We start from the raw sequence: 20,205 nt of genomic DNA on the forward strand, positions 1-20,205 counted from the left end.
GATTATCCTTTTTTTGGTGTGAGTTTTCCATCTACCCAATGTAACCCACATTCCTTCTTTGATTCTTGTTCCCACCACCATCTACCAGCACGAAAGTCTTCCCCTGGTTCAATGGCTCGGGTACACGGGGCACAACCGATACTTGGAAAGCCTTTGTCATGTAATACGTTATATGGTACATTGTGTTCGCGGATGTATTGCCAAGTTGTTTCAAAACTCCAATTCAGTAGTGGTTGGTATTTGATTAAATTCCTTCCTGGATCGGATTCAAACAAAGACATCTCGGTGCGAAATCCTGATTGTTCTTTTCGTAGTCCCGTCACCCAAATTTCCATTCCTTGTAAGATGGAATCAAGAGGGACCAGTTTACGAATCCGACAACACTCTTTTCGTAAGTCCTGTGAATCGTAAAAGGCATTAGGACCATTTTCATTGGTAAAATTTTGGATCTCTTTAGCGTTTGGGAAATATGTTTCAATTTTTGCCCCATAACGGATGTTTGTTTTTTGCCAAACATCATAGGTTTCTTGGAAAAGTCGTCCTGTATCAAGAGTGGCAATGCGAATGGGGATGGATTCACTTAAGATGGCATGGGTAATGGCTTGGTCTTCCAGTCCGAAACTTGTGGTGAACACCACTTTTCCCGGGAATTCGGCGCTCAATTTTTTTAGGCCATCGGCAATCGATAGATTGGCGTAAGATTCTGTCAAAACTTCCAAATTTCCCATTTTTATCCCGTCCTAGCATCCAATGTTTTGTATATTGGACGATTTGTAAAGTATATTAGCGGAAATTATTAGATAGAGAAGTCTTCTACGTAAACTTTTGCTTTTTTGATCCGTAGGTAAACGGTTTCCCCTGGGAGTAAATTTAGGTATTTATAGGTTTCCTGTTCGAGAACGGACTCGATGAGGGTGCCCGTATCCACCCGTTTCAGTTCCACACGCACATTCCTTCCTGTCGAATGGATGTATTGGATCTCGGCAGCGATCCCTTGGTCTTTTTCCCGAACAATTTCCACATCATAGGGACGCACATAAGCAACGGCATCGGACTCTTTTATGTTTTGGTGCTCCGATGTTTCAAGAGCCAAATTCCCAATTTTGGTTTTTCCTTCTTCAATTCGACCATGGAATAAATTCACATCACCTAAGAAGTGAAAGACGAAAGGAGACTTGGGTTTGTTGTACACTTCATCCGGACTTCCCACTTGTTCCAATTGGCCTTGGTTTAGGATCACAATCCGATCACTCACCTCAAGTGCTTCTTCTTGGTCATGGGTGACAAAAACACTAGTGATATGGATCTCATCGTGAAGCCTACGCAACCAATTGCGTAATTCTTTCCTAACCTTGGCATCAAGTGCTCCAAATGGTTCATCGAGGAGGAGAAACTTAGGTTCGATGGCAAGAGCACGGGCAAGTGCCACCCTTTGCCTTTGTCCACCTGAGAGTTCGTGAGGGTAACGGTTGTGAAATTTTTCTAGTTGGATGAGTGTGAGGAGTTTTGCGATTTTTTCTTGGATTTCCTTTTTGGAAGGCCGAGTTTTTTTAGGACGAACTTCCAAACCAAAGGCAATGTTTTCAGCGATTGTCATATGGCGAAAGAGGGCATAGTGTTGGAATACAAATCCAACTTCCCCATTTTGGATTTTGGAAGATGACAACTGTTCGCCGACAAAATTCACAGACCCCGATGAAGGTTCTTCAAGACCTGCAATGATCCGAAGTAAGGTTGTTTTACCCGATCCCGAAGGACCAAGCAGTGCAACCAGTTCTCCATCTGGGATGGATAAGTTGACATCTTTTAAGGCAGTAAAGGATCCAAAGGTTTTGTTTACATTTTGTATTTCGATTGGCATATTAGGATCTCTCGGTTCGTTTTTCCAAAATCAATTTGAAGATTAAAGTGAGTAGCGATAAAAACACAAGTAAGGTGGCACAAGCAAAAGCTCCCACAGAATCAAATTCATTGTACAACATTTCAATGTAGAGTGGAAGGGTTGTGGTTTTTCCTCGGATGTGTCCGCTGAGAACTGACACCGCACCAAATTCTCCCATGGCCCTTGCATTACAAAGAATGATACCGTATAACAATCCCCATTTGATATTGGGTAAAATAATCCTACGAAACAATTGGCCAAAACTGGCTCCGAGTAACATTCCTGCTTCTTCCTCTTCGCGGCCTTGGCTTTGCATTAGGGGAATGAGTTCCCTTGCAACAAAAGGAAAGGTGATAAAGACTGTGGCCATAATAAGACCTGGTGTATTGAACACAATTTTGAGATTATGTTCAGCTAAAAAATCACCGAAAGTGCCTTGCCTACCAAATAACAACAAAAAGATGAGACCTGACACTACTGGAGATACAGCAAAGGGAGAGTCGATGATGGTGATGAGTAGGTTTTTCAATGGAAAAGAAAACCGAGTGATGGTAAAAGCCGCGGTGATTCCAAAAATAGTATTTAAGACCACAGAGAGAAAGGATACCTTGATGGTAAGTCCAATCGCAAAAAGGGCATACTCACTCGTAATGGATGCATAGTATTTTTCAAAACCTTCCCGGAAAGCCTCTGTAAATACCGTATAAATAGGCAAAATTAAAAGTACACCAAACAATGTATAAGCGAGTAAAACCAAAAATATGGGAAAAAGTTTCGTTTTCATGTGAGTTTTTTGGAAGCCCTTTCCTGGAAAAAATTGATGAGGAACATAAAAGAAAAGGAAGTGAGTAACATCACAAGGGCGATGGATGTTGCCTTTTCAAATTCGTATTGTTCGAGTTTGGTGACGATGAGAAGGGGCAAAATCTCTGTTTTGCCTGGAAGGTTTCCTGAAATGAAAACCACAGATCCGTATTCGCCGATGCTACGGGCAAATGCCATCCCTGTGCCTGCAAGTAATGAAGGCCAAAGTTCTGGTAATAATACTTTCCAAAAGGTTTGGAAGGGAGTGGCACCTAGGCAACGTGCACTTTCTTCTAATTCTTTTGGTAGTTCTTCGATGACGGGTTGTACGGTTCGCACAACAAAAGGAAACCCAATGAACACAAGTGCGATTACAATTCCAATGGGAGTGTAGGCAATTTTGATCCCCCATTTGTCAAAAAAAGATCCGATGATGCCTGTTTGCGAATAAATCGTAGTGAGTGCAATGCCTGCCACCGCTGTAGGGAGGGTAAACGGTAAATCGATTAAGGTATCAAAGAATTTTTTGAATGGGAACTGGTAACGAACGAGGACCCAAGCAAATAAAAACCCGATGAAGAGATTGATGACAGCGGATATGAGTCCAACGCTAAAACTTAAAACGAGCGCACCTCGGATGCGCTCATCGGTAAATACTTCAAAAATTCCGGTAAAACCAATCCCAAGGGAGTGATAAAATAAACCGAGTAGTGGTATGATGACCACTGCGGACGAATAAAAAACGGTGAATCCTAAACTGATTCCTAAATGGACTTTTTTATACGGCCGTGTTTCAATTTGCATCATTTATTTGGTTTTGTAGATGGCATCAAAGACTCCTCCATCTGCAAAATGTTTTTTCTGAGCAGTCTCCCAAGTTTCACCTAAATCGGATAGAGAAAATAATGTGAGTTTGGGAAATTCTTTGGCAGAGGATTTTGCTGTCGCAGGGTCAATCGGTCTAAAAAAATGTTTCGCAATGATGGCCTGACCTTCTTTGGTAAAAAGGAATTCCAAATAGGCATTTGCTTTTTCTAAATTACCTTTTTCGGTGGCAGTTTTTGTCACAACAGCAACCGGAGTTTCTGCTTTGATGGACTCAGATGGGTAAACCACTTCTAGGCTATTGTTTCCGGAACGTTTCTCCTCGTCTAACGCTAGTTTTGCTTCATTTTCCCAGGTGATGAGAACATCGCCAATTTTACGATTCACAAACGTAGTCGTGGAACCTCTTGCTCCCGTATCGAGAACAGAAGTATTTTTATACAAAGCTTTGATAAACTCTGTTGCCTTTTCATCTGACTTAAATTTCCGTTTTGCATACCCATAAGCCGCCAAATAGTTCCACCGAGCTCCACCACTGGTTTTTGGGTTTGGAGTGATCACGGAAACTCCAGGTTTAACAATATCATCCCAATCTTTGATTTTTTTAGGATTTGATTTGCGGACAAGGAAAATGATCGTTGAGTAGTAGGGTGTACTTTTGTTAGGGAGTTTTGTTTGCCAATTCACATCGATTAACTTTGATTTTGTGGCAATGCTATCGATATCATAAGAGAGGGCAAGGCTAACCACATCAGCATCAAGGCCATCAATGACGGCGCGGGCTTGTTTTCCAGATCCGCCGTGAGATTGTTGGATGGTAAATTCAGAACCTTTTTTTTCCTTCCATGATTTTAAGAAGGATTTGTTGATTTCTTCATAGAGTTCCCTCGTTGGATCAAAGGAAACATGGAGAAAACTGGATTCGGCAAGGAGAGAGGTCATGATCCCAAATCCTAAAAAAATGAACAATATGGCAGAAAAACTGGGTTTAAATGGGATAAATTTGGTAAATTTTTTCATTTTTTTGTCCTTTTGGCTAATAAAACAAACTCATCCTCCAATTTAGTGAATATTTGTCAATGGAAAAATCTTTCCTTTCCGTAGGCAAAGACCTTTTCCCGACATAAACAGGGAAAGGAAGAAGATAATTCTCTCAAGGAAATCTAGGGAAGTTCGATCCTTAAGGGAGAAGGCACCCCAATGAATGTAAACGTTGACAAACAAAACTTAATTCCTTTTCCCCAAGCTGAATTGAGACCAGGCAGACGTGATGGTGCCGATAACAACTATTTTGCGGTGAAAGAAAGTTTTGGGGAGATTTTGGAAAGGGAATTCCAAATCCATTCTGAAACTCCGAAGTCTCATTCAGAGTGGAAACCACTCAGTTCCGAATCAAATTCATACGATGTTTCGAGTGACAAAGGAATTCCTCGAGAAGTAGAAACCAAAACAAATTCAGTTTTGGATGCAAACCAATCTAATTCTGAATCTACTTCCAAAACAAAATCAAAAGACGATGCAAATGACGATTCTACAGAAGAAGATGATCTTGATCGTGATGCGTTAGAATATAGCATTGGTATCTTATCCAATCACAACTTGTTTGAAAAAAGTTTCCTTCCGGCAAATGAAGGTAACGAATCCTTATTAAAAGAAAAATCAATTGCCTTATCCTTACAGAAATCAGCGGAAAAAAATCCATCATATGCAAATAAAGAATCCAAAAGTTTTTTAGAAGAAACTAAAAAATTAGCAGAGAGTTTCTTGAAAATGGGACAAACCGATCCCAAACTGCTTTTGCAAAATACAAAAACTTCCCCATCTGAATCCCTTCCATCCAATCTTGTGATGTTTCCCAATTCTGCAAAAAAAATACAAACGCAAGATAAAGAGAAAGATAACAAACCAAGCCAGATTCCTTTTGTTGGAAAATCGGAACTTACAATGAGTGGGATGGCACTTGCTCATTCTATGTTACAAAAAGACAAAGGGGTTCGTGGGCTTGAAAATGAAACCCAATCAGAACCAACACTCCGTAAATTGGAACAAAAAAGTAAACCTTCCAAAAACAATAAATTGGAATCAAATCACAACGAAACTTCCAGTGAAAAAGATAATGCAAATGGTATCATCACATCTGACAAAATGATTCGTTCCCTTGGGTTAAAGGATAAAGAATTCCAAAAACAAAATGAAAACAAAAACCAAGTCCAAAATGAAAAACAAAAATCGGACTCTAATTTTGTGAATCAAATTGTAAATGTTTCTTCTTCTAAAATGGGTGAAGAAAATGGAAGGCCAACAGATGACAAAGGTTCTTCCAAACAGGGGTTTAACTTCCATTCGGTGGAAAATAAACTCCATTCTAAAACCGAATCAGTTAGACCAACTGAGAGAACGGAGAAACCAAAAGATACCAATTTGAAACAAAATTTGGACGAACTCATCAAACAAGCGAAGTTTGACATCATCCAAAATGGAAAGTCAAGTGCCGAGATCATCATGAATCCAAAAGAATATGGACGCCTTACGCTAAAGGTGACTGTGGATGGCGAAAAGGTAGAGGGTCGAATTTTGGTAGAATCAGAAGAGTTACAAAAATCACTCCAAAACGAAATCCAATCGATTAGAGACAATTTAAAAGAATCAGGCCTCGACTTACAAGCGCTCATCATTGATTTGTGGGACGATGGAAGCCAACTTGCAGACAGACAAAACCAAAATGAACTCTACCAAACCCTTATGGAAACTGCTAAAAATCGCGGAAAATTGCGATCCGAAGGGAAGGATGAAGGATTGGACTTAAACGGAATCAAAGAATCAGAAGATTCCAAAGTATTAGAATTTTTCGCATAAACAAAGAGAATCAACAAAAATCGAGGACGATATGCCAGACGGAATGCAAGATATTTCTACACAAAATTCAGCAAGGACCAAATACTTTGAAGGGGATAGAAGTTTTAATATCCGCAAACATTTGGACCAATTGGAAAAAGAAGAAACAAGTGGTTTGAAAGGAATTGAAATTCGAGAAAAACAAAAAGAATTAGGCAAAGATGATTTCCTAAAACTCCTGTTAACTCAACTTTCTCACCAAGATCCAACAAACCCAGTGCAAGACAAAGACTTCATCGCACAGATGGCACAGTTTTCTTCATTAGAACAAATGAAAAACATATCATCTGGAATTGCCAGAATGGAATCAAAACAAAGTTATTCGGTCGTAGGTAAAATAGTATCAGGACCAGATTTGGTGACTGGGGAAGACGTAACAGGTCTTGCAGGTGCCATACTTTTTGATAACGAAGGGAAAACCTATGTTCGTGTGAACGGTAGAATGCTCGATGTTTCTAAAATTAATTTAATCTCTGATCCAGAGTTATTAAAATCAGAAACACAATTCCAACGCCAACCTAACATTCCAGAGATTCCGAACAATACGTTAAAAAAACAAGAAGCTTATCAGGATTAATTGAAAAAGGTCGATAAAAAAAGAGAGGAAAGAACGTTATGATGAGATCACTTTACTCCGGTGTTTCCGGATTGAAAAACCACCAAGTTAGAATGGATGTTATTGGTAACAACATATCTAACGTGAATACACATGGATTTAAAACAGAACGTGTTACGTTCCAAGATATGATCTCACAAGAATTACAAGGTGCATCTGAACCTAATGAAAGGATCGGGGGAACAAACCCAAAACAAGTGGGTCTTGGATCACTCATCGCTGCCATTGATAAAATCATGACCCAAGGTGCATTACAAACAACCGGGAAAAATACAGACCTTGCTGTATCTGGAGAAGGATTTTTTATCGTAAAAGATGGAGACAAACAGTTTTATACTCGTGCAGGTGCTTTCAACGTAGATAAAAATGGTTTTTATGTAAACCCTGCAAACGGACTCAAAGTACAAGGTTGGAATTCAAGACTTGATGAAACTGGAAACAAATACATCAACTCGGCAGGCTCACTAGAAGACATCGTAATCCCTCTTTATTCCAAAGAACCAGCTCGTGCCACACAAAATGTTGATTTCCAATCAAACCTCAATGCAAGTGTAGCAGCAGTCCCAGCAGACGCAACCGAAGAAGACATCCAACGATATATCAATGACCCAGACCCACGCCAGAGAAGAGGCCATGTAACTTCCATTAACGTATATGATGAACTTGGAAACACTCGCCAGATGGGAGTGGAATTTTACAAAATGCGTGAGAATGTTTGGAAGATGCGTTTCAAATTGGAAGATGCAAGCCAAGTTTCTGTTGATGTGAATGGAACAGGTGGGGAAAACACAAGTGTCTCTGGAAATACAGAACTTGAAGTGTCCTTTACCCCTGATGGTAAAATCATCAGTGTTTCTGATGGAGTGGATTCACAAACCACTGGCAAACTAAAAGCAGATATTTCCTTCCGCATCCCAGGAAACCCAACGGCACAAAAATTTAGTTTGAACTTGGGAGAAGCAGGCCTTGTTGGTGGGATCACTCAATTCTCATCTGACTTCACAACAAAAGCTGTGAAACAAGATGGATACCCAATGGGATATATGGAATCTTTTTCCATCGACAATACAGGAACTGTCACGGGAGTTTTTTCAAATGGCGTGCGCCAACCTCTTGCCCGTGTTGCCCTTGCCAACTTCACAAACCCTGCAGGTCTAAACAAAGAAGGGGATACGATGTACAGTTTCTCTCTCAACTCTGGGGAAGCAAATATTGGAGAGGCAGGAAGCCAAGGCCGTGGAAAAATCAATGCAGGACTCCTAGAGATGTCAAACGTTGATCTTTCTGACCAATTCACAGATATGATTGTGACCCAAAGGGGTTTCCAAGCAAACTCAAGAACCATTGTGACATCCGACCAGATGATCCAAGAAGTACTCGGACTCAAACGATAAGAGTAGTGGGAGAACGGGGGTAACCCCGTTTTTTCCTTGAGTTCTGCAAAATTCTAAGAAAACTAGGTCAAACCAAACCTTTTAGAATTTTGTCCATTGTCACGTTTTCAAAAAAATACCCTCCTCGTTTTCACACTCCTTGCGGCAATCGCCTATGCGCCGTTATACTATTCTATCAAACAACTCATTAAAAAAGAATCATTACCCATTACCTTAGAAACTCCCGAGACGGTAGTATTCTTTAGTTTGGGAGAATTTGAGGCAAAAGGGGATGGTTTCGATGCCAAAACCATACGTTTAACCAAAAAACTTTTGGATTACCAACTCCAAAAAACTTCAGACGGAGTGTACTTAGGAATCCATTCTGAAATTTCAGAGGCAAAACAAAACCGTTCTGAAATGATTTTGGATGGGTTTTGGGAGTGGAAAGAAACAGGAATTTCTTTTACACCAAAACTCCGTTATGTGGAATCCAAATCCACAGTAGAAGGCAAACCTACTTTGGTGATGTACGAAGGACGTGGTTCTTTGTCATTTGAGGTTCAAAATTCTCTAACACATCTAGTCGAAGAGACAATCCGATTGAACCGCCTCACAAAACGAATTCCGCGTTGGACATATGTCACTCGCGATGACATCCTTTCCGAATCAGAATTTGTAAAACTTTCTGAGTGGGAACAAGGTGTTAGTTGGGAAGAATCAAAAAACTGGGTCCAATCATTACCATTTAAAAATGAATTTACAGAAACTTTATATTACAAACTTCGATTGGAAAAACAAACCGAAGACAATTTAAAAGACATCTGGAAAGAGGTGGGATCAAATCCTCGCATTGTTTCTGACTTAAAATTCCAAATCGCAAAAAACATTGCGGAATTTTATTTTGCAAAATCAGAATACACGAAAGCCATCGAATACGCAAATGCAGCCAAACGTGAAAAAGAAACATCTAAACTGATTTTCCATAGTGAGTATGCTGAAACAATCTCTCTGATTGGTAAATGTTTGGCTTTGGATGGAAAAAAAGAAGAAGCGATTTTTTATATCACATCAGCGAAAAAGATATTTGAAACCTTGGGACTCTCTTTTGATCCAATGGGGATTCAAAATTCTTACTTTTATGGCCTAATACTACATGATTTGTCCCAACTTGAACTTTCTGCTTATGAACTTTCAGCAATCCAAGGAAAGTTAGGTGATGTTTACCAATCCATCTATTTAGATTATAATTTAGCTCTGATTTTATATAAATTGGGACGGTATGACGGGGCAATTTCTCTTTTAAAAGAACAAAGAAAGAAAATTTTTGAAACATCAATTTCAAATTTTGACATTGCATTACAATCTTTATTATTGTATGGGGCCGCCAAATACCAAGAAGGAAATTGGAGTATTGCCAAATCCGTTTGGGAATCCATCCTAAATGCAAAATCCACCTATGCAATTGAGGACAAAGTATACTACCGGCATACGCTTTTTAATTTGAGTCAGCTCGCCTTACAAAGGAATCAGGTGGAACAATCGGAGTTGTATTACAAACAATATGTAAAACTTTCTCCCTATGGGCAAATCCAACCACTCCCATCCGATGTAAATTTTGAAATTGGTAAGGTGATTTATCCTAATACTTGGATCATTCCAAATTCTAGTTTATTTTCTGATTTAGAAGAAAAAACCATTCGTTCGTATACTGGTCGTTATCTGTTCCAATCCCAAGATGAAGAAATTCGGGCAAGAACCTATGAAAATCGTTTAGAGGATACCAATTTATTTTTAGATGATTTGTTAAATCCAAAAGCATATTTATCCAAATCGATGATGATCCTCAGAAAATCGTTGTTTGGTGATTTAAAAGTTTACGAACGCGGAAACCAAGTTGTTTTTTTGGATATTGGACCTGGACTGAACCATCCTGAATCACCGGGAGTCACTTCACAAGCAGTTGCCAAACATTTTCCGAAAATGGAGGTTGTGCTTTGGGAATTACCAGGGGAAGTGGATTTGTTTTTGAAAAAAGTAAAAACGGAACTCAAAGAAAAGTTGTATGGGTTTTCTAACATTCGCATTTTATCCGCTGATGGGGTGGGTGATTTTCATTCCGAATACAATGATCCAAATCACTGGATCCTAAAGAATCGGCCGATTCCAAGTTTGAAACACAAAACGATTGTCATACGAGCGGCAAACTCAATAGATATCTACGAACCTTATACAAAGATCCAACCTCACTTTCAAAACATTGGGAAAGAGTTAAAAGACAATCCAGTTTTGTATTTTTTTAATCGAAGTATCCTTCTCAAACCAAAAGGGAAAGAGAAGTTCATCCTAATTGGAAACCAGTCCATACGTGGGTTCCATCATAATTTCCAAAGCCTCGATCGAAATGGAGAACCTCCATACTCCATCCTGCCTTATGCCATCAGTGATGAGGTGATGCCATGATTTCATTAGAAATAGACTTTATCTTCTTTTTTGTATCTTTGTTTTTTTTCTACCACCGTTTCGAATCTATTGACCATTCAGAAAAAAAGAATTTGTTACTGTTGTATTGGTTTTCCAATTCTATTTTTTCAGTGATCCTCATACTTGGACTTTCTCGATGGGGGTATTTTCTCCCTGGATGGGAAACAAAGTCTTTATTTCGCATCCTCACAGTTTCCAATTTGCTGATGTTTTTCACCTACAATGCGTTAGAGGAACGAATTTTTTCTTTTGGTCGGGTGATTGGATTTTTATTCCAATTTGTTTTGTATGTATTTTTTTCTTCCTTCTTTTTTTGGACAAATCTATTCCAAACGAACCTTCATGCTGAAGATGAGTCCCTAATCCTACCCTTCACAATCAGCATCGGGGCATTTGTATGGTCAAGGGAAATGTTTTGGACAAACCCGAACTCTCTTGCATCAAAGTTAGAGGGTGAGAAACCTCCACATTTGACCTTTTTGTTTTTACCGAGTTTCCTTTTCATTTTGTCTCCGTTCACAACCAATTACGGTTTTGTGGAAATTTTGTCTTCAGCAGTCGCCCTAGGCATTTCTTCTTTTGTTGGTTTTAGTTTGGTTTCCCAATTCCTAAAAAAGTCCATCCCTAGAGAAGCGGAATTAGGGATGTGGGTGGGTTGTACCAGCTTTTCCTCCGTTCTCGGTGTGGACTTATTTGTAAGCCTACCCATTTCCTTTTTTGTAGGGATGTTTGCTCGCGGTTTGTATGCGTATTTAGAATCCCTCAGTTGGTCAGAGTCTGGAAAAACTGGAGTCGTATCCTATTTGTATCCTTCTATCATGGGAATATTTTTACCCTTTTTGGTGAAGGAGCCAAAAGATTGGAGCCACGCACCCTATGTCTTGTTAGGAGTCCAAGTCCTTTATTTCTTAAGTTTTTATCTGGTTTCTAGTTTGGTTTTTGGATTTCTTTTACTCTTCAAACCCAAGTCAGATTAAATTTTTCAAAAAACAATCGACAGTGAATTTTTTGCTGTCGATAGTATTTCTGTGAACCAATCTTTGGATTCGAAATACATCATCACGGATGACCCTTTTTTTGAAGGCAAAATTGCCGATTATTCTAAAAAACTCAAAACCAAGGTTCTCACTCTTGCAGAATTACTAACCACCGATTTTGATTCCCAAGGAAAAATCATAAAGGTACTGTTTTACATCTCACGTTACGAGTTGGAAAACAAACACGAGCAAATCCACCAATTCTTAAAGGAACATCCAACTGTGATGTCCAATATCATTGTCCGTGCTCCTATCGACTACACTGGTTATATGGCATTGTCCATTGAAGAAGACTTGTTTTTTACCAATGTTCCTGATGATGCTCCATTAATTTTTCTCATCAAAAATTTGGTGAATGCATTTACCAGCTTACAAATGATTGTTGATAAGTTCGAACTTCAAAAACGGATCAATGTTTCGACCAATGAAATTTCGAAATTGACAAAAATTGGGATTAGCCTAGCCAACGAAAAAGATTTCACTAAACTGCTACGCGATATTTTAAATTCAGCAAGGGAAATATCCAATTCTGATTCTGGTTCATTGTATTTAGTGGAAAAAGATGAAAGGGGAAATCCTCGCAATTTACGATTTAAAATTTCTGCCTTAGATTTGAATAGTGATGAATTCATTTTGCCTATCAATAAAAAAAGTATTGCAGGTTATGTAGCCTTCACTGGCAAACAATTAAATATACCCAATGTATATGAACTCTCTGGCAAAGAGGAATACAAATTCAATAGCGACTTTGATCGCATGAGCAATTATTATTCAAAATCCATGTTAGTGGTTCCGATGAAAGACCATCATGATGAAGTCGTAGGAGTGATACAACTCATCAATCGCAAAAAGAATTTCCAAACCAAACTCACATTAGAGGAAATGAAAACCAGTTCTGTTTTGGAATATGACAAATATTCTGAAGAACTTGTAATGGCAGTAGCAGGACAAGCCGCTGTTGCCATTCAAAACAATAATTTGGTACATGATATCGAAACTCTATTCGAAGGATTTGTCACTGCTAGTGTATCTGCTATTGAATCCAGGGATCCAACAACTTCAGGGCACTCGTTTCGGGTTGCACAGTATACGGTAGGGCTTGCTGAGTCCGTTAACGGAGTGCAAGTTGGTCGTTTCAAAGATGTACATTTTAACGAATCACAAATTAAGGAGATACGTTATGCATCCTTACTTCATGATTTTGGTAAGGTTGGAGTTCGGGAAAAGGTTTTAGTCAAAGCAAAAAAGTTGGAAGACTATGAGTTGGATCTCATACGTTGGAGATTCCAATTTATTTTGAAAGACGTTGAAGCAAAACTTGCACAAAAGAAAATTGAATACTTAAAAAAACATGGTAACAATGGTTATCTGCAGTTTGAAAAATCAATTCAATTGGAATATGCGCTTGAAAAAGAAAAATTGGAAGAAATGGTACGTGTGATTACCGATTCCAATGAACCTACCATTTTGGAAGAAGGTAATTCTAACTTTTTAGAAGAGATTTCAAAAATGAGTTATCACACAACAGATGGTAACCAACTGAGTTTACTACTTCCAAAAGAATTTAATTTTTTATCCATCCGCCGTGGTTCTTTGGATTTTGAAGAACGCCGTGAAATTGAATCTCACGTAGAACATACCTTTCAGTTTTTATCCAAAATTCCTTGGACAAGGGAACTTAAAATGGTACCAAGCATTGCCCATGGCCACCATGAAAAATTAAATGGATCCGGTTACCCTCGCGGTTTGTCTGCTGTTGAAATTCCTGTACAAGCGAAAATGATGGCAATTGCTGATATCTTTGATGCCTTAACTGACCAAGATAGGCCTTACAAAAAGGCAGTGCCACTTGAGCGAGCATTTGACATTTTAAAAATGGAAGTGCGTGACCAACACATTGATGGGGACCTATTGGATCTCTTTATCGAAAGCCGGGCGTACGAAAAAATTCATCACAAACATTAGAAAAAACAGGAAAAAAAGTTCGTCTTTTAAAGCACCTCCGAAACTTCTGTGTCTAAGGACTAGGAGGAGACATGAACCAAACTTTAAAGGGTCGCATGGTGGTCATCACTGGGATTACAGATGCGTCCTCTCTCGCACTCGTTATCGCAAAAGAATGTAAGGACCAAGGTGCCAAACTCATTTGCACCGGACTTGGAAAAACTCCATTTCATAAAAACTTATCTGAAAACAGCATTAATTTTTTAGACCGCACCTATTCTGATTTTCAAAACACCGTCAAAAAAGAGTTAGGTGACGACGTGTTAACTTTTCCATTGGATGTAACAATCCAAGAAAGTATTGATTCCTTCGCTGATTTCGTTAAGGAAAAAAAAGAATCCGTCCATTCCCTGTTACATTCCATTGCTATGGATAAAACCATCCGCCAAGGGAAAGTAAAACCGATCATGTCTGTGTCAAGAGAAGAGTTTATGGATGCGATGAACGTATCTTCCTTTTCTTTACTTGCCATCGTCCAAAGTCTTTACAACCGAGACCTATTAGTGAAAGGAGCATCCATCGTCGCACTCAGTTATTTGGGTGCAGAAAAGGTGGTGGTCCACCCTTATAAAAACATTGGTGTTGCCAAGGCTGCTCTTGAGCGACTTGTGAAAGAAATGGCAATGGAACTTGGAAAGGAAAAAGAAATCCAAGTGAATGCAATTCGATTTTCACCGTACCGAGCGAGTAAAGCCGGTTCTGCGATCGAAGGATTGGAAGAAGCAGAAATCCACTGCAACGAATCTTCTCCCCTAGGCAATGCAAAAGCAAAAGACCTAGCCGAAGAAGTATGTTATTTGTTTCGACCTTCAAATCGCATCACGGGCGAAATCCGTCATGTGGATGGAGGTTACCACATTAGAGGATAAAAATTTTGGGACTATGAACCAAAGTTAGTTTGTACTAATTGAACAAAATGGTTTCCACGTTCCTCAAAGTTTTTGTACAAATCAAAACTGGCCCCTGCTGGTGAAAAAATCACTGTCAGGGTTTCGGTTTTTGGATCATTTTCCCTTACCTTGGTCCAAAGGATTGTATCGAGTTTGACCCTCTCTAGTAGTGAAGGCAGATCTTCAAAATAATAAACAGGTAAACCCACTTGGTTTAGTTCCTCTTTCCAAACTTCTTTTGCTTTCCCAAAGACATACAACGGGCATTCCAATTCTTTCCATCGTCTAAGAAAAGGTTCTAATGGTTCCACTTTTGGTATTCCACCTAATACCAGGTAAAGTGGATTCTCTTTTTGGAATCCAGAAATCCCCGATAACATGGAGTGAAGGTTTGTCGATTTTGAGTCATTGATAAATCGAATTTGATTGTACTTTGGATTTAAACTTTCGTTAGGAATGGATTGGAACCTATGAGGCAATCCTTGGAACGTTTCCAGTTGTGACTCAATTTCTTCTTTTTTCATACCTACTGATTCGCAAAGGGCAATCGCAAAACATAAATTCATTAAATTATGTTTTCCTTTGAGAGGGAATTTCTCCGCATCATACAAATTCGATTTTGTATGGATCCGATTTGGATTTTGGCTTACAAAATAAGAATTTCCTTCACCGATCAAATGTAAATGATCCAAGTTTGGTTTTGGGAATGGAGTATAGGTAAAAAAGTTTGGATTCACAAAACAGTTGTGTTGGTTATCCTCTAGATTTTGGATTTTCCATTTAGCAAGGGCATAGTTTTCCATCGTTTTATGCCTCTCTAAATGATCGGATGCTAAATTTAAAATCGCAGATGCCGTTAACTTTAAGTTAGGTGAGTCTTCAAGTTGGTAACTTGATAATTCCAAAACCACGATCTCAATGTCCTCACGACAAAAAGAAGTAAAAGGAACACCGATGTTTCCACCCATTCTGGCATTTGGGAATTTTTTTTGTAAGAGGTGGTAAGTGAGCGCAGTCGTTGTTGATTTGCCATCGGTACCAGTGATTCCAATGATTTTACCCTTAAAAAAAATTCTTCCTAAACAAATTTCACTTAGAATAGGAATCTGTTTTTTCTTTGCCAACTCTATGATGGGATGGTTAGGAAGGATCCCGGGGCTTTTGATAAGGCAATCGATACCGTCTAAAGACTCATGTGGCACATTGTCTGACAAAACATTTGTGTACAAATCGCGATTGGCATTTTCAAGGTTACGATCGGCGAGGCTTAGTTTTTTTCCGAGAGAATGGAGCAGTTTTGCCGCGGAATCTCCAGACGATCCTCCCCCGAGAATCAGGAAAGAGTGAAGGTTTTGCAGGTCAGATGGACTAGGAATGGAATCAGAAAACATTGATTGACACTCCGCTAAAATACGATGATTTTGTAAAATCATATCAGGTTGGGTAAATCGGTGCTGAAACACGAAGTGAAAGACGGAAAACTAGTCGTTTATTTGGAAGGTCGATTGGACGTTTCTGTGGCAAATGAAGTGGAAGAGGGACTTACAGAACTCATTGATTCTTTAGGTCATAGAAAGGTTCTCCTCAACATGAAAGATGTAGAGTATATGTCTTCTTCTGGATTTCGTGCTTGTATCTCTACCTTACGAAAACTCAACTCCAAAGAGGGATCCCTGAAGATCTCCAATATCAAACCAGCCGTGAAACGTATTTTTGATGTCATAGAACTCACTTCTTTATTCGATATCCATGATACGGAAGAAGCTGCGTTAAAATCATTTTAACCAATCGATTTGAATCCTATTTTACATAAAATTGTAGAAACCAAACATTCTGAAATCGAACGAAGTCGTGGGAAACGTTTGCCCACGAGGTCCATTCCCATCCAAAATTGGAAATCTCATCTCAAAACTAGTTCTGTTTCCGTGATTGCTGAGTGTAAAAAAGGGAGCCCAAGTGCTGGAGTCTTAAGGCCAGAGTATGACCCGGTTTCGATCGCCAAAGATTATGAAACGTCTGGGGCAGGGGCCATCTCGGTTTTGACTGACGAATTGTATTTTTTTGGATCCTTGGGTGATTTAGATTCAGTTGCCCGTTCTGTTTCACTCCCCGTGATCCGAAAGGATTTTATCTTAGATCCCATCCAGATTGATGAAGCCTATGCTTATGGAGCCTCGGCAATTTTACTCATCGTACGCATTTTAACACCGGAGCAACTCCGATCCTTACTTGCCCATGCTCATGGACTTGGTCTTTCTGTTCTTGTGGAGACTCATAATGAAAGGGAAGTGAACATTGCCCTCGATGCAGGGGCAACAACCATTGGGATCAATACAAGGGACTTAGATACGTTTGAGATCCACAAAAATTTAATCGAAGAGATTGCTCCAAAATTAGATCCTTCCATTATTCGTGTGGCAGAATCAGGAATCGAAAGTTATGAAGATTGGCAAAAATACAAAGGTGTAATCGATTCGATGTTAGTTGGCACATTTTTCATGAAAAGCCAAAACATCAAACGTGATTTTCATAATCTTTTGAATGGATCTAAATAATTCATTCCAAATACAATTTAAACGTTAGCATTCTTACAAAAGCAAAGATTTTAAGGTTGTTTTTCTTCATTTTTCCAATTCATTTGGATGTGAGTAGAGCCATTTATGCGTTGGAAGTCAATATTTAAGGCCATATTCCTATTTAGTGTTTATATCGCGACGGCTAAGTTAGGAATGTCTTATTTTGCCTTCCATCCTATGAATTTAGCAGTGCTTTGGATTCCATCTGGTATTGGACTCATCGGATGTTTGTTTTTTGGATACAAATTCATTCCTATAGTTTGGCTTGCTAGTTTCCTTGCAAACAAAGATGGCCTAATCAGTAGCCACAACAATCTGACAGACTTTCAATTGTATCTGAGTATTTGTTTAACAGCATCTGTTGATGCATTTCAATCTGCACTTGCTTATTTTTTTTGGCACCTAAAGATTCGTAAAAATCTCACTTCATCCAAAGATAATTTTTATTTCATCGTTTATGTTGCCTTTTTATCAAGTTTGGTATCGATTTTAATTTTAGGTTTTATTTTAAATTCGTTTGGTTATTTTACAAAACTATCGGATTCAGAAATTTTTAGAACCTTACTTGTAATCACCTTTGGTGATACCATTGGAATTTTTATCACAGTTCCTTTGTTTATGGCTTGGAGGAAGGTTGTTTGGAAGGAGATTTCGCCACAGCTCGTTGTGTGGATTGTAGTTTTTGTTTCCATCCAAGCAGTCATAGTATACCAATTTCCATTTTTATTTTTTTTATCATTTTTGATTTTGATTTATATTGGATACAAATTCCAAATCAAAGGAGTCACTCTCGGCGTTTTGTTTTTATACTTGTCTAGTGTGATCATGACAAGGATGGGAGTGGGTCCCTTCATCCAACCAGGGACCTTTGACTCTTATATTTATCTCATTTCCTTTCTCATCCCATTTGCCATCCTTGCTGAGTTTATCACATTGCAGTACCAAAGGCTTCTCGCCAATCGATTTGAACTTGAAAAAAAAGTTTTGGATCGCACCAAATTATTAAGAGCACAGGTATATGAAAAAAACCAAGCCATAGACGCCTTACATAAATCAGAAACTTTGTTAAGTGAATCCAATCGAACGAAAGATATCTTTTTTTCGATCATTGCCCATGATTTGCGAAATCCACTTGGATCTTTCAAACAAATTACGGAACTATTGTATTCAGAATTTGATACTTACTCCAATTCTGAAAAAAAAGAAATTATATTTGAAATCCAAAATGCGGCCTCTAGGGTTTACAGCCTTCTTGTACAGCTGTTAGATTGGGCACGGACCCAAACAGGTAATATGCCCTTCCGACCCAAGGAAATCAATTTACGTTCCATTGTTTCCAAAATCACCGACCAGATGTTAGGATCCGTTCAGAAAAAGGGAATTCGATTATCAATTGAAATCCCTGAAAAGTTTTCGTTTATATACGCCGATTCTGAAATGATCCAAGCAGTACTTCGGAATTTGATTTCCAATTCTATCAAGTTTACAAATGAAAATGGATGGATTCAAATTTCAGCTTCCGAAGAAGAAGATGGAGTGAGGATTGAATGTAAGGACAATGGTGTTGGTATGGACGCGGCAGATTTGGAAAAACTATTCCGTTTGGATGCACAATTGACAAGCATTGGTTTGGAAGGAGAAAAGGGAACAGGGCTTGGTCTTATTTTATGCCATGAATTTATCAAATTACATGGTGGAGAGATTTGGGCAACCAGCGAAAAAGGAAAAGGAACAACTGTTAGTTTCCGATTGCCTGATCCGAAATGAAGCCAATGAGTTCGTAAAGATTTGGAATCTTATCTTATAGTTTCATTCATAAAATTTGATTTGTCCAAGTAAGGCAAATACACAATAAATTTTGTATTCCCTTTCTGCGATTTAACATCAATGATTCCCTTGTGTTTTTCGATGATTTGTTTTGAGATATACAAACCAAGTCCTGTGCCTTCTCCAATCGGTTTAGTGGTAAAAAATGGATCAAAAATTTTATCTAATATCTCTATTGGCACTCCAGGGCCTGAATCCTCGATACTCACATAGGCAAATTGATTGTTCTTTAATACGGTTTGGTTGATTTCAATCGTGAGTTTTCCTTTCCCATTCATGGATTGGACGGCATTTTGAATCATATTGGTCCACACTTGGTTTAACTCATCTGGATAACAAGGGATTGGTGGGATATTGACAAAATTAGTTTTTAAATCAATCCCATGTTTCATTGAACCTTGTAAAATCGTCAGAATTTGTTGTAAGGAATCCGCTAAGTGGATGGTTTTGAGTTCTGCTTTGGGATCAAAATGAGTGAAGTTTTTTAAGGCTTGTGCAATTTTAATGGCACGGTTTGCAGAAGTTTGGATCGCATTTGTTCCCTGTAAGATGTTTACAATTTTTTCTGCCAAAAGAATAAGAGATAAGGAGTTGTGTTTTTTTAAAATTTGTAGCCATTCTACAGGAATTGCTTTGATGCCAACATTGATGAATACGTCTGCATATTGGTCACCATAAGATATTTGATTCTCTTCGAAGAGTTGGATGAATTCAGATTTTTTATGACGGTATTCGATACCAGAAGGCAATTCATTTGATTGGATTGCTTGTTCGACAAGGGATAAAATAAATGGGTAACTATTTTTCGAAATTGACTCTAGGTTTGGGAGTTGTCTAAAAAAATCAGATACATTTTCTTTGATCGAGTCACTAGTCAAAATAACAGCACTGAGTGGCGAATTGATTTCGTGAGCCACACTCGTTACTGTCATCCCTATGGATGATAGTTTTTCAGATTGGATCAATTGGAATAAAACATCTTTAAATTTGAT

Annotated in this window: 16 protein-coding genes and 1 pseudogene (1 of these 17 only partly in view); 10 read left to right on the forward strand and 7 right to left on the reverse strand. The window is 38.6% G+C overall.

The genetic code is table 11. The features are described 5' to 3' along the window. Positions 1-2: 2 nt before the first annotated feature. The 5 genes from EHQ62_RS05070 to EHQ62_RS05090 form a co-directional block, all read right to left on the reverse strand. A complete protein-coding gene (locus EHQ62_RS05070) occupies positions 3-728 on the reverse strand; it encodes a phosphoadenylyl-sulfate reductase (protein ID WP_135641133.1) in 726 nt (241 codons plus the stop codon). Between the two features lie 68 nt (positions 729-796). Then, positions 797-1,861: a sulfate/molybdate ABC transporter ATP-binding protein gene (locus EHQ62_RS05075; RefSeq protein WP_135641134.1), complete on the reverse strand. Its 1,065-nt coding sequence runs from the start codon at positions 1,859-1,861 to the stop codon at positions 797-799. 1 nt (position 1,862) lies between these two features. After that, positions 1,863-2,666: a sulfate ABC transporter permease subunit CysW gene (gene cysW / locus EHQ62_RS05080; protein ID WP_135641135.1), complete on the reverse strand. Its 804-nt coding sequence runs from the start codon at positions 2,664-2,666 to the stop codon at positions 1,863-1,865. Then, a complete protein-coding gene (gene cysT / locus EHQ62_RS05085) occupies positions 2,663-3,490 on the reverse strand; it encodes a sulfate ABC transporter permease subunit CysT (RefSeq protein WP_135641433.1) in 828 nt (275 codons plus the stop codon). The genes cysW and cysT overlap by 4 nt, the downstream gene beginning before the upstream one ends. Before the next feature lie 3 nt (positions 3,491-3,493). After that, complete coding sequence (locus tag EHQ62_RS05090) at positions 3,494-4,531, reverse strand: sulfate ABC transporter substrate-binding protein (protein ID WP_135641136.1); 1,038 nt, start codon at positions 4,529-4,531, stop codon at positions 3,494-3,496. A 180-nt stretch (positions 4,532-4,711) separates the two neighbouring features. On the opposite strand from EHQ62_RS05090, the gene EHQ62_RS05095 reads away from it, so the two are divergent. From EHQ62_RS05095 to EHQ62_RS05125, 7 genes and pseudogenes are all read left to right on the forward strand, one after another. After that, the gene (locus EHQ62_RS05095; RefSeq protein WP_135641137.1) at positions 4,712-6,367 is read left to right on the forward strand and encodes a flagellar hook-length control protein FliK; all 1,656 of its coding nucleotides are present in this window, start codon (positions 4,712-4,714) and stop codon (positions 6,365-6,367) included. 43 nt (positions 6,368-6,410) lie between these two features. Next, positions 6,411-6,938, forward strand: a pseudogene (locus tag EHQ62_RS05100) (flagellar hook capping FlgD N-terminal domain-containing protein); the annotation flags it as partial. An 83-nt stretch (positions 6,939-7,021) separates the two neighbouring features. Beyond that, complete coding sequence (gene flgE / locus EHQ62_RS05105) at positions 7,022-8,416, forward strand: flagellar hook protein FlgE (RefSeq protein ID WP_135641139.1); 1,395 nt, start codon at positions 7,022-7,024, stop codon at positions 8,414-8,416. Positions 8,417-8,512: 96 nt separating this feature from the next. Continuing rightward, on the forward strand, positions 8,513-10,858 hold the full coding sequence (locus tag EHQ62_RS05110) for a tetratricopeptide repeat protein (protein WP_135641140.1): 2,346 nt from the start codon (positions 8,513-8,515) through the stop codon (positions 10,856-10,858). After that, the gene (locus EHQ62_RS05115) at positions 10,855-11,856 is read left to right on the forward strand and encodes a hypothetical protein (protein ID WP_135641141.1); all 1,002 of its coding nucleotides are present in this window, start codon (positions 10,855-10,857) and stop codon (positions 11,854-11,856) included. The genes EHQ62_RS05110 and EHQ62_RS05115 overlap by 4 nt, the downstream gene beginning before the upstream one ends. A gap of 51 nt (positions 11,857-11,907) precedes the next feature. Beyond that, positions 11,908-13,881: an HD domain-containing phosphohydrolase gene (locus EHQ62_RS05120; protein ID WP_425269524.1), complete on the forward strand. Its 1,974-nt coding sequence runs from the start codon at positions 11,908-11,910 to the stop codon at positions 13,879-13,881. 71 nt (positions 13,882-13,952) lie between these two features. Next, positions 13,953-14,789, forward strand: coding sequence for an enoyl-ACP reductase FabI (locus EHQ62_RS05125; protein ID WP_135641143.1), 837 nt, complete (start codon positions 13,953-13,955; stop codon positions 14,787-14,789). Positions 14,790-14,800: 11 nt separating this feature from the next. Here EHQ62_RS05125 and murD read toward each other — a convergent pair whose 3' ends face one another. Then, positions 14,801-16,201: a UDP-N-acetylmuramoyl-L-alanine--D-glutamate ligase gene (gene murD / locus EHQ62_RS05130; RefSeq protein WP_135641144.1), complete on the reverse strand. Its 1,401-nt coding sequence runs from the start codon at positions 16,199-16,201 to the stop codon at positions 14,801-14,803. 60 nt (positions 16,202-16,261) lie between these two features. Here murD and EHQ62_RS05135 point away from each other — a divergent pair, with 60 nt between their 5' ends. The 3 genes from EHQ62_RS05135 to EHQ62_RS05145 all read left to right on the forward strand — a co-directional run bounded on the left by EHQ62_RS05135 (position 16,262) and on the right by EHQ62_RS05145 (position 19,153). After that, on the forward strand, positions 16,262-16,594 hold the full coding sequence (locus EHQ62_RS05135; protein ID WP_015677850.1) for an STAS domain-containing protein: 333 nt from the start codon (positions 16,262-16,264) through the stop codon (positions 16,592-16,594). Between the two features lie 9 nt (positions 16,595-16,603). Beyond that, positions 16,604-17,365, forward strand: a complete 762-nt coding sequence (locus EHQ62_RS05140; RefSeq protein WP_135641145.1) for an indole-3-glycerol-phosphate synthase — start codon at positions 16,604-16,606, stop codon at positions 17,363-17,365. 105 nt (positions 17,366-17,470) lie between these two features. Then, a complete protein-coding gene (locus tag EHQ62_RS05145) occupies positions 17,471-19,153 on the forward strand; it encodes a sensor histidine kinase (RefSeq protein WP_135641146.1) in 1,683 nt (560 codons plus the stop codon). Between the two features lie 29 nt (positions 19,154-19,182). On the opposite strand, the gene EHQ62_RS05150 is transcribed toward EHQ62_RS05145, so the two are convergent. Further along, positions 19,183-20,205: the end of a sensor histidine kinase gene (locus EHQ62_RS05150; RefSeq protein ID WP_208720625.1), read on the reverse strand. The gene runs 1,218 nt beyond the window's last position; only the last 1,023 of its 2,241 coding nucleotides appear in the window; its start codon lies off the right edge, out of view; the stop codon is at positions 19,183-19,185.

The organism is Leptospira jelokensis (assembly GCF_004769635.1).
Lineage (GTDB): Bacteria > Spirochaetota > Leptospiria > Leptospirales > Leptospiraceae > Leptospira_A > Leptospira_A jelokensis.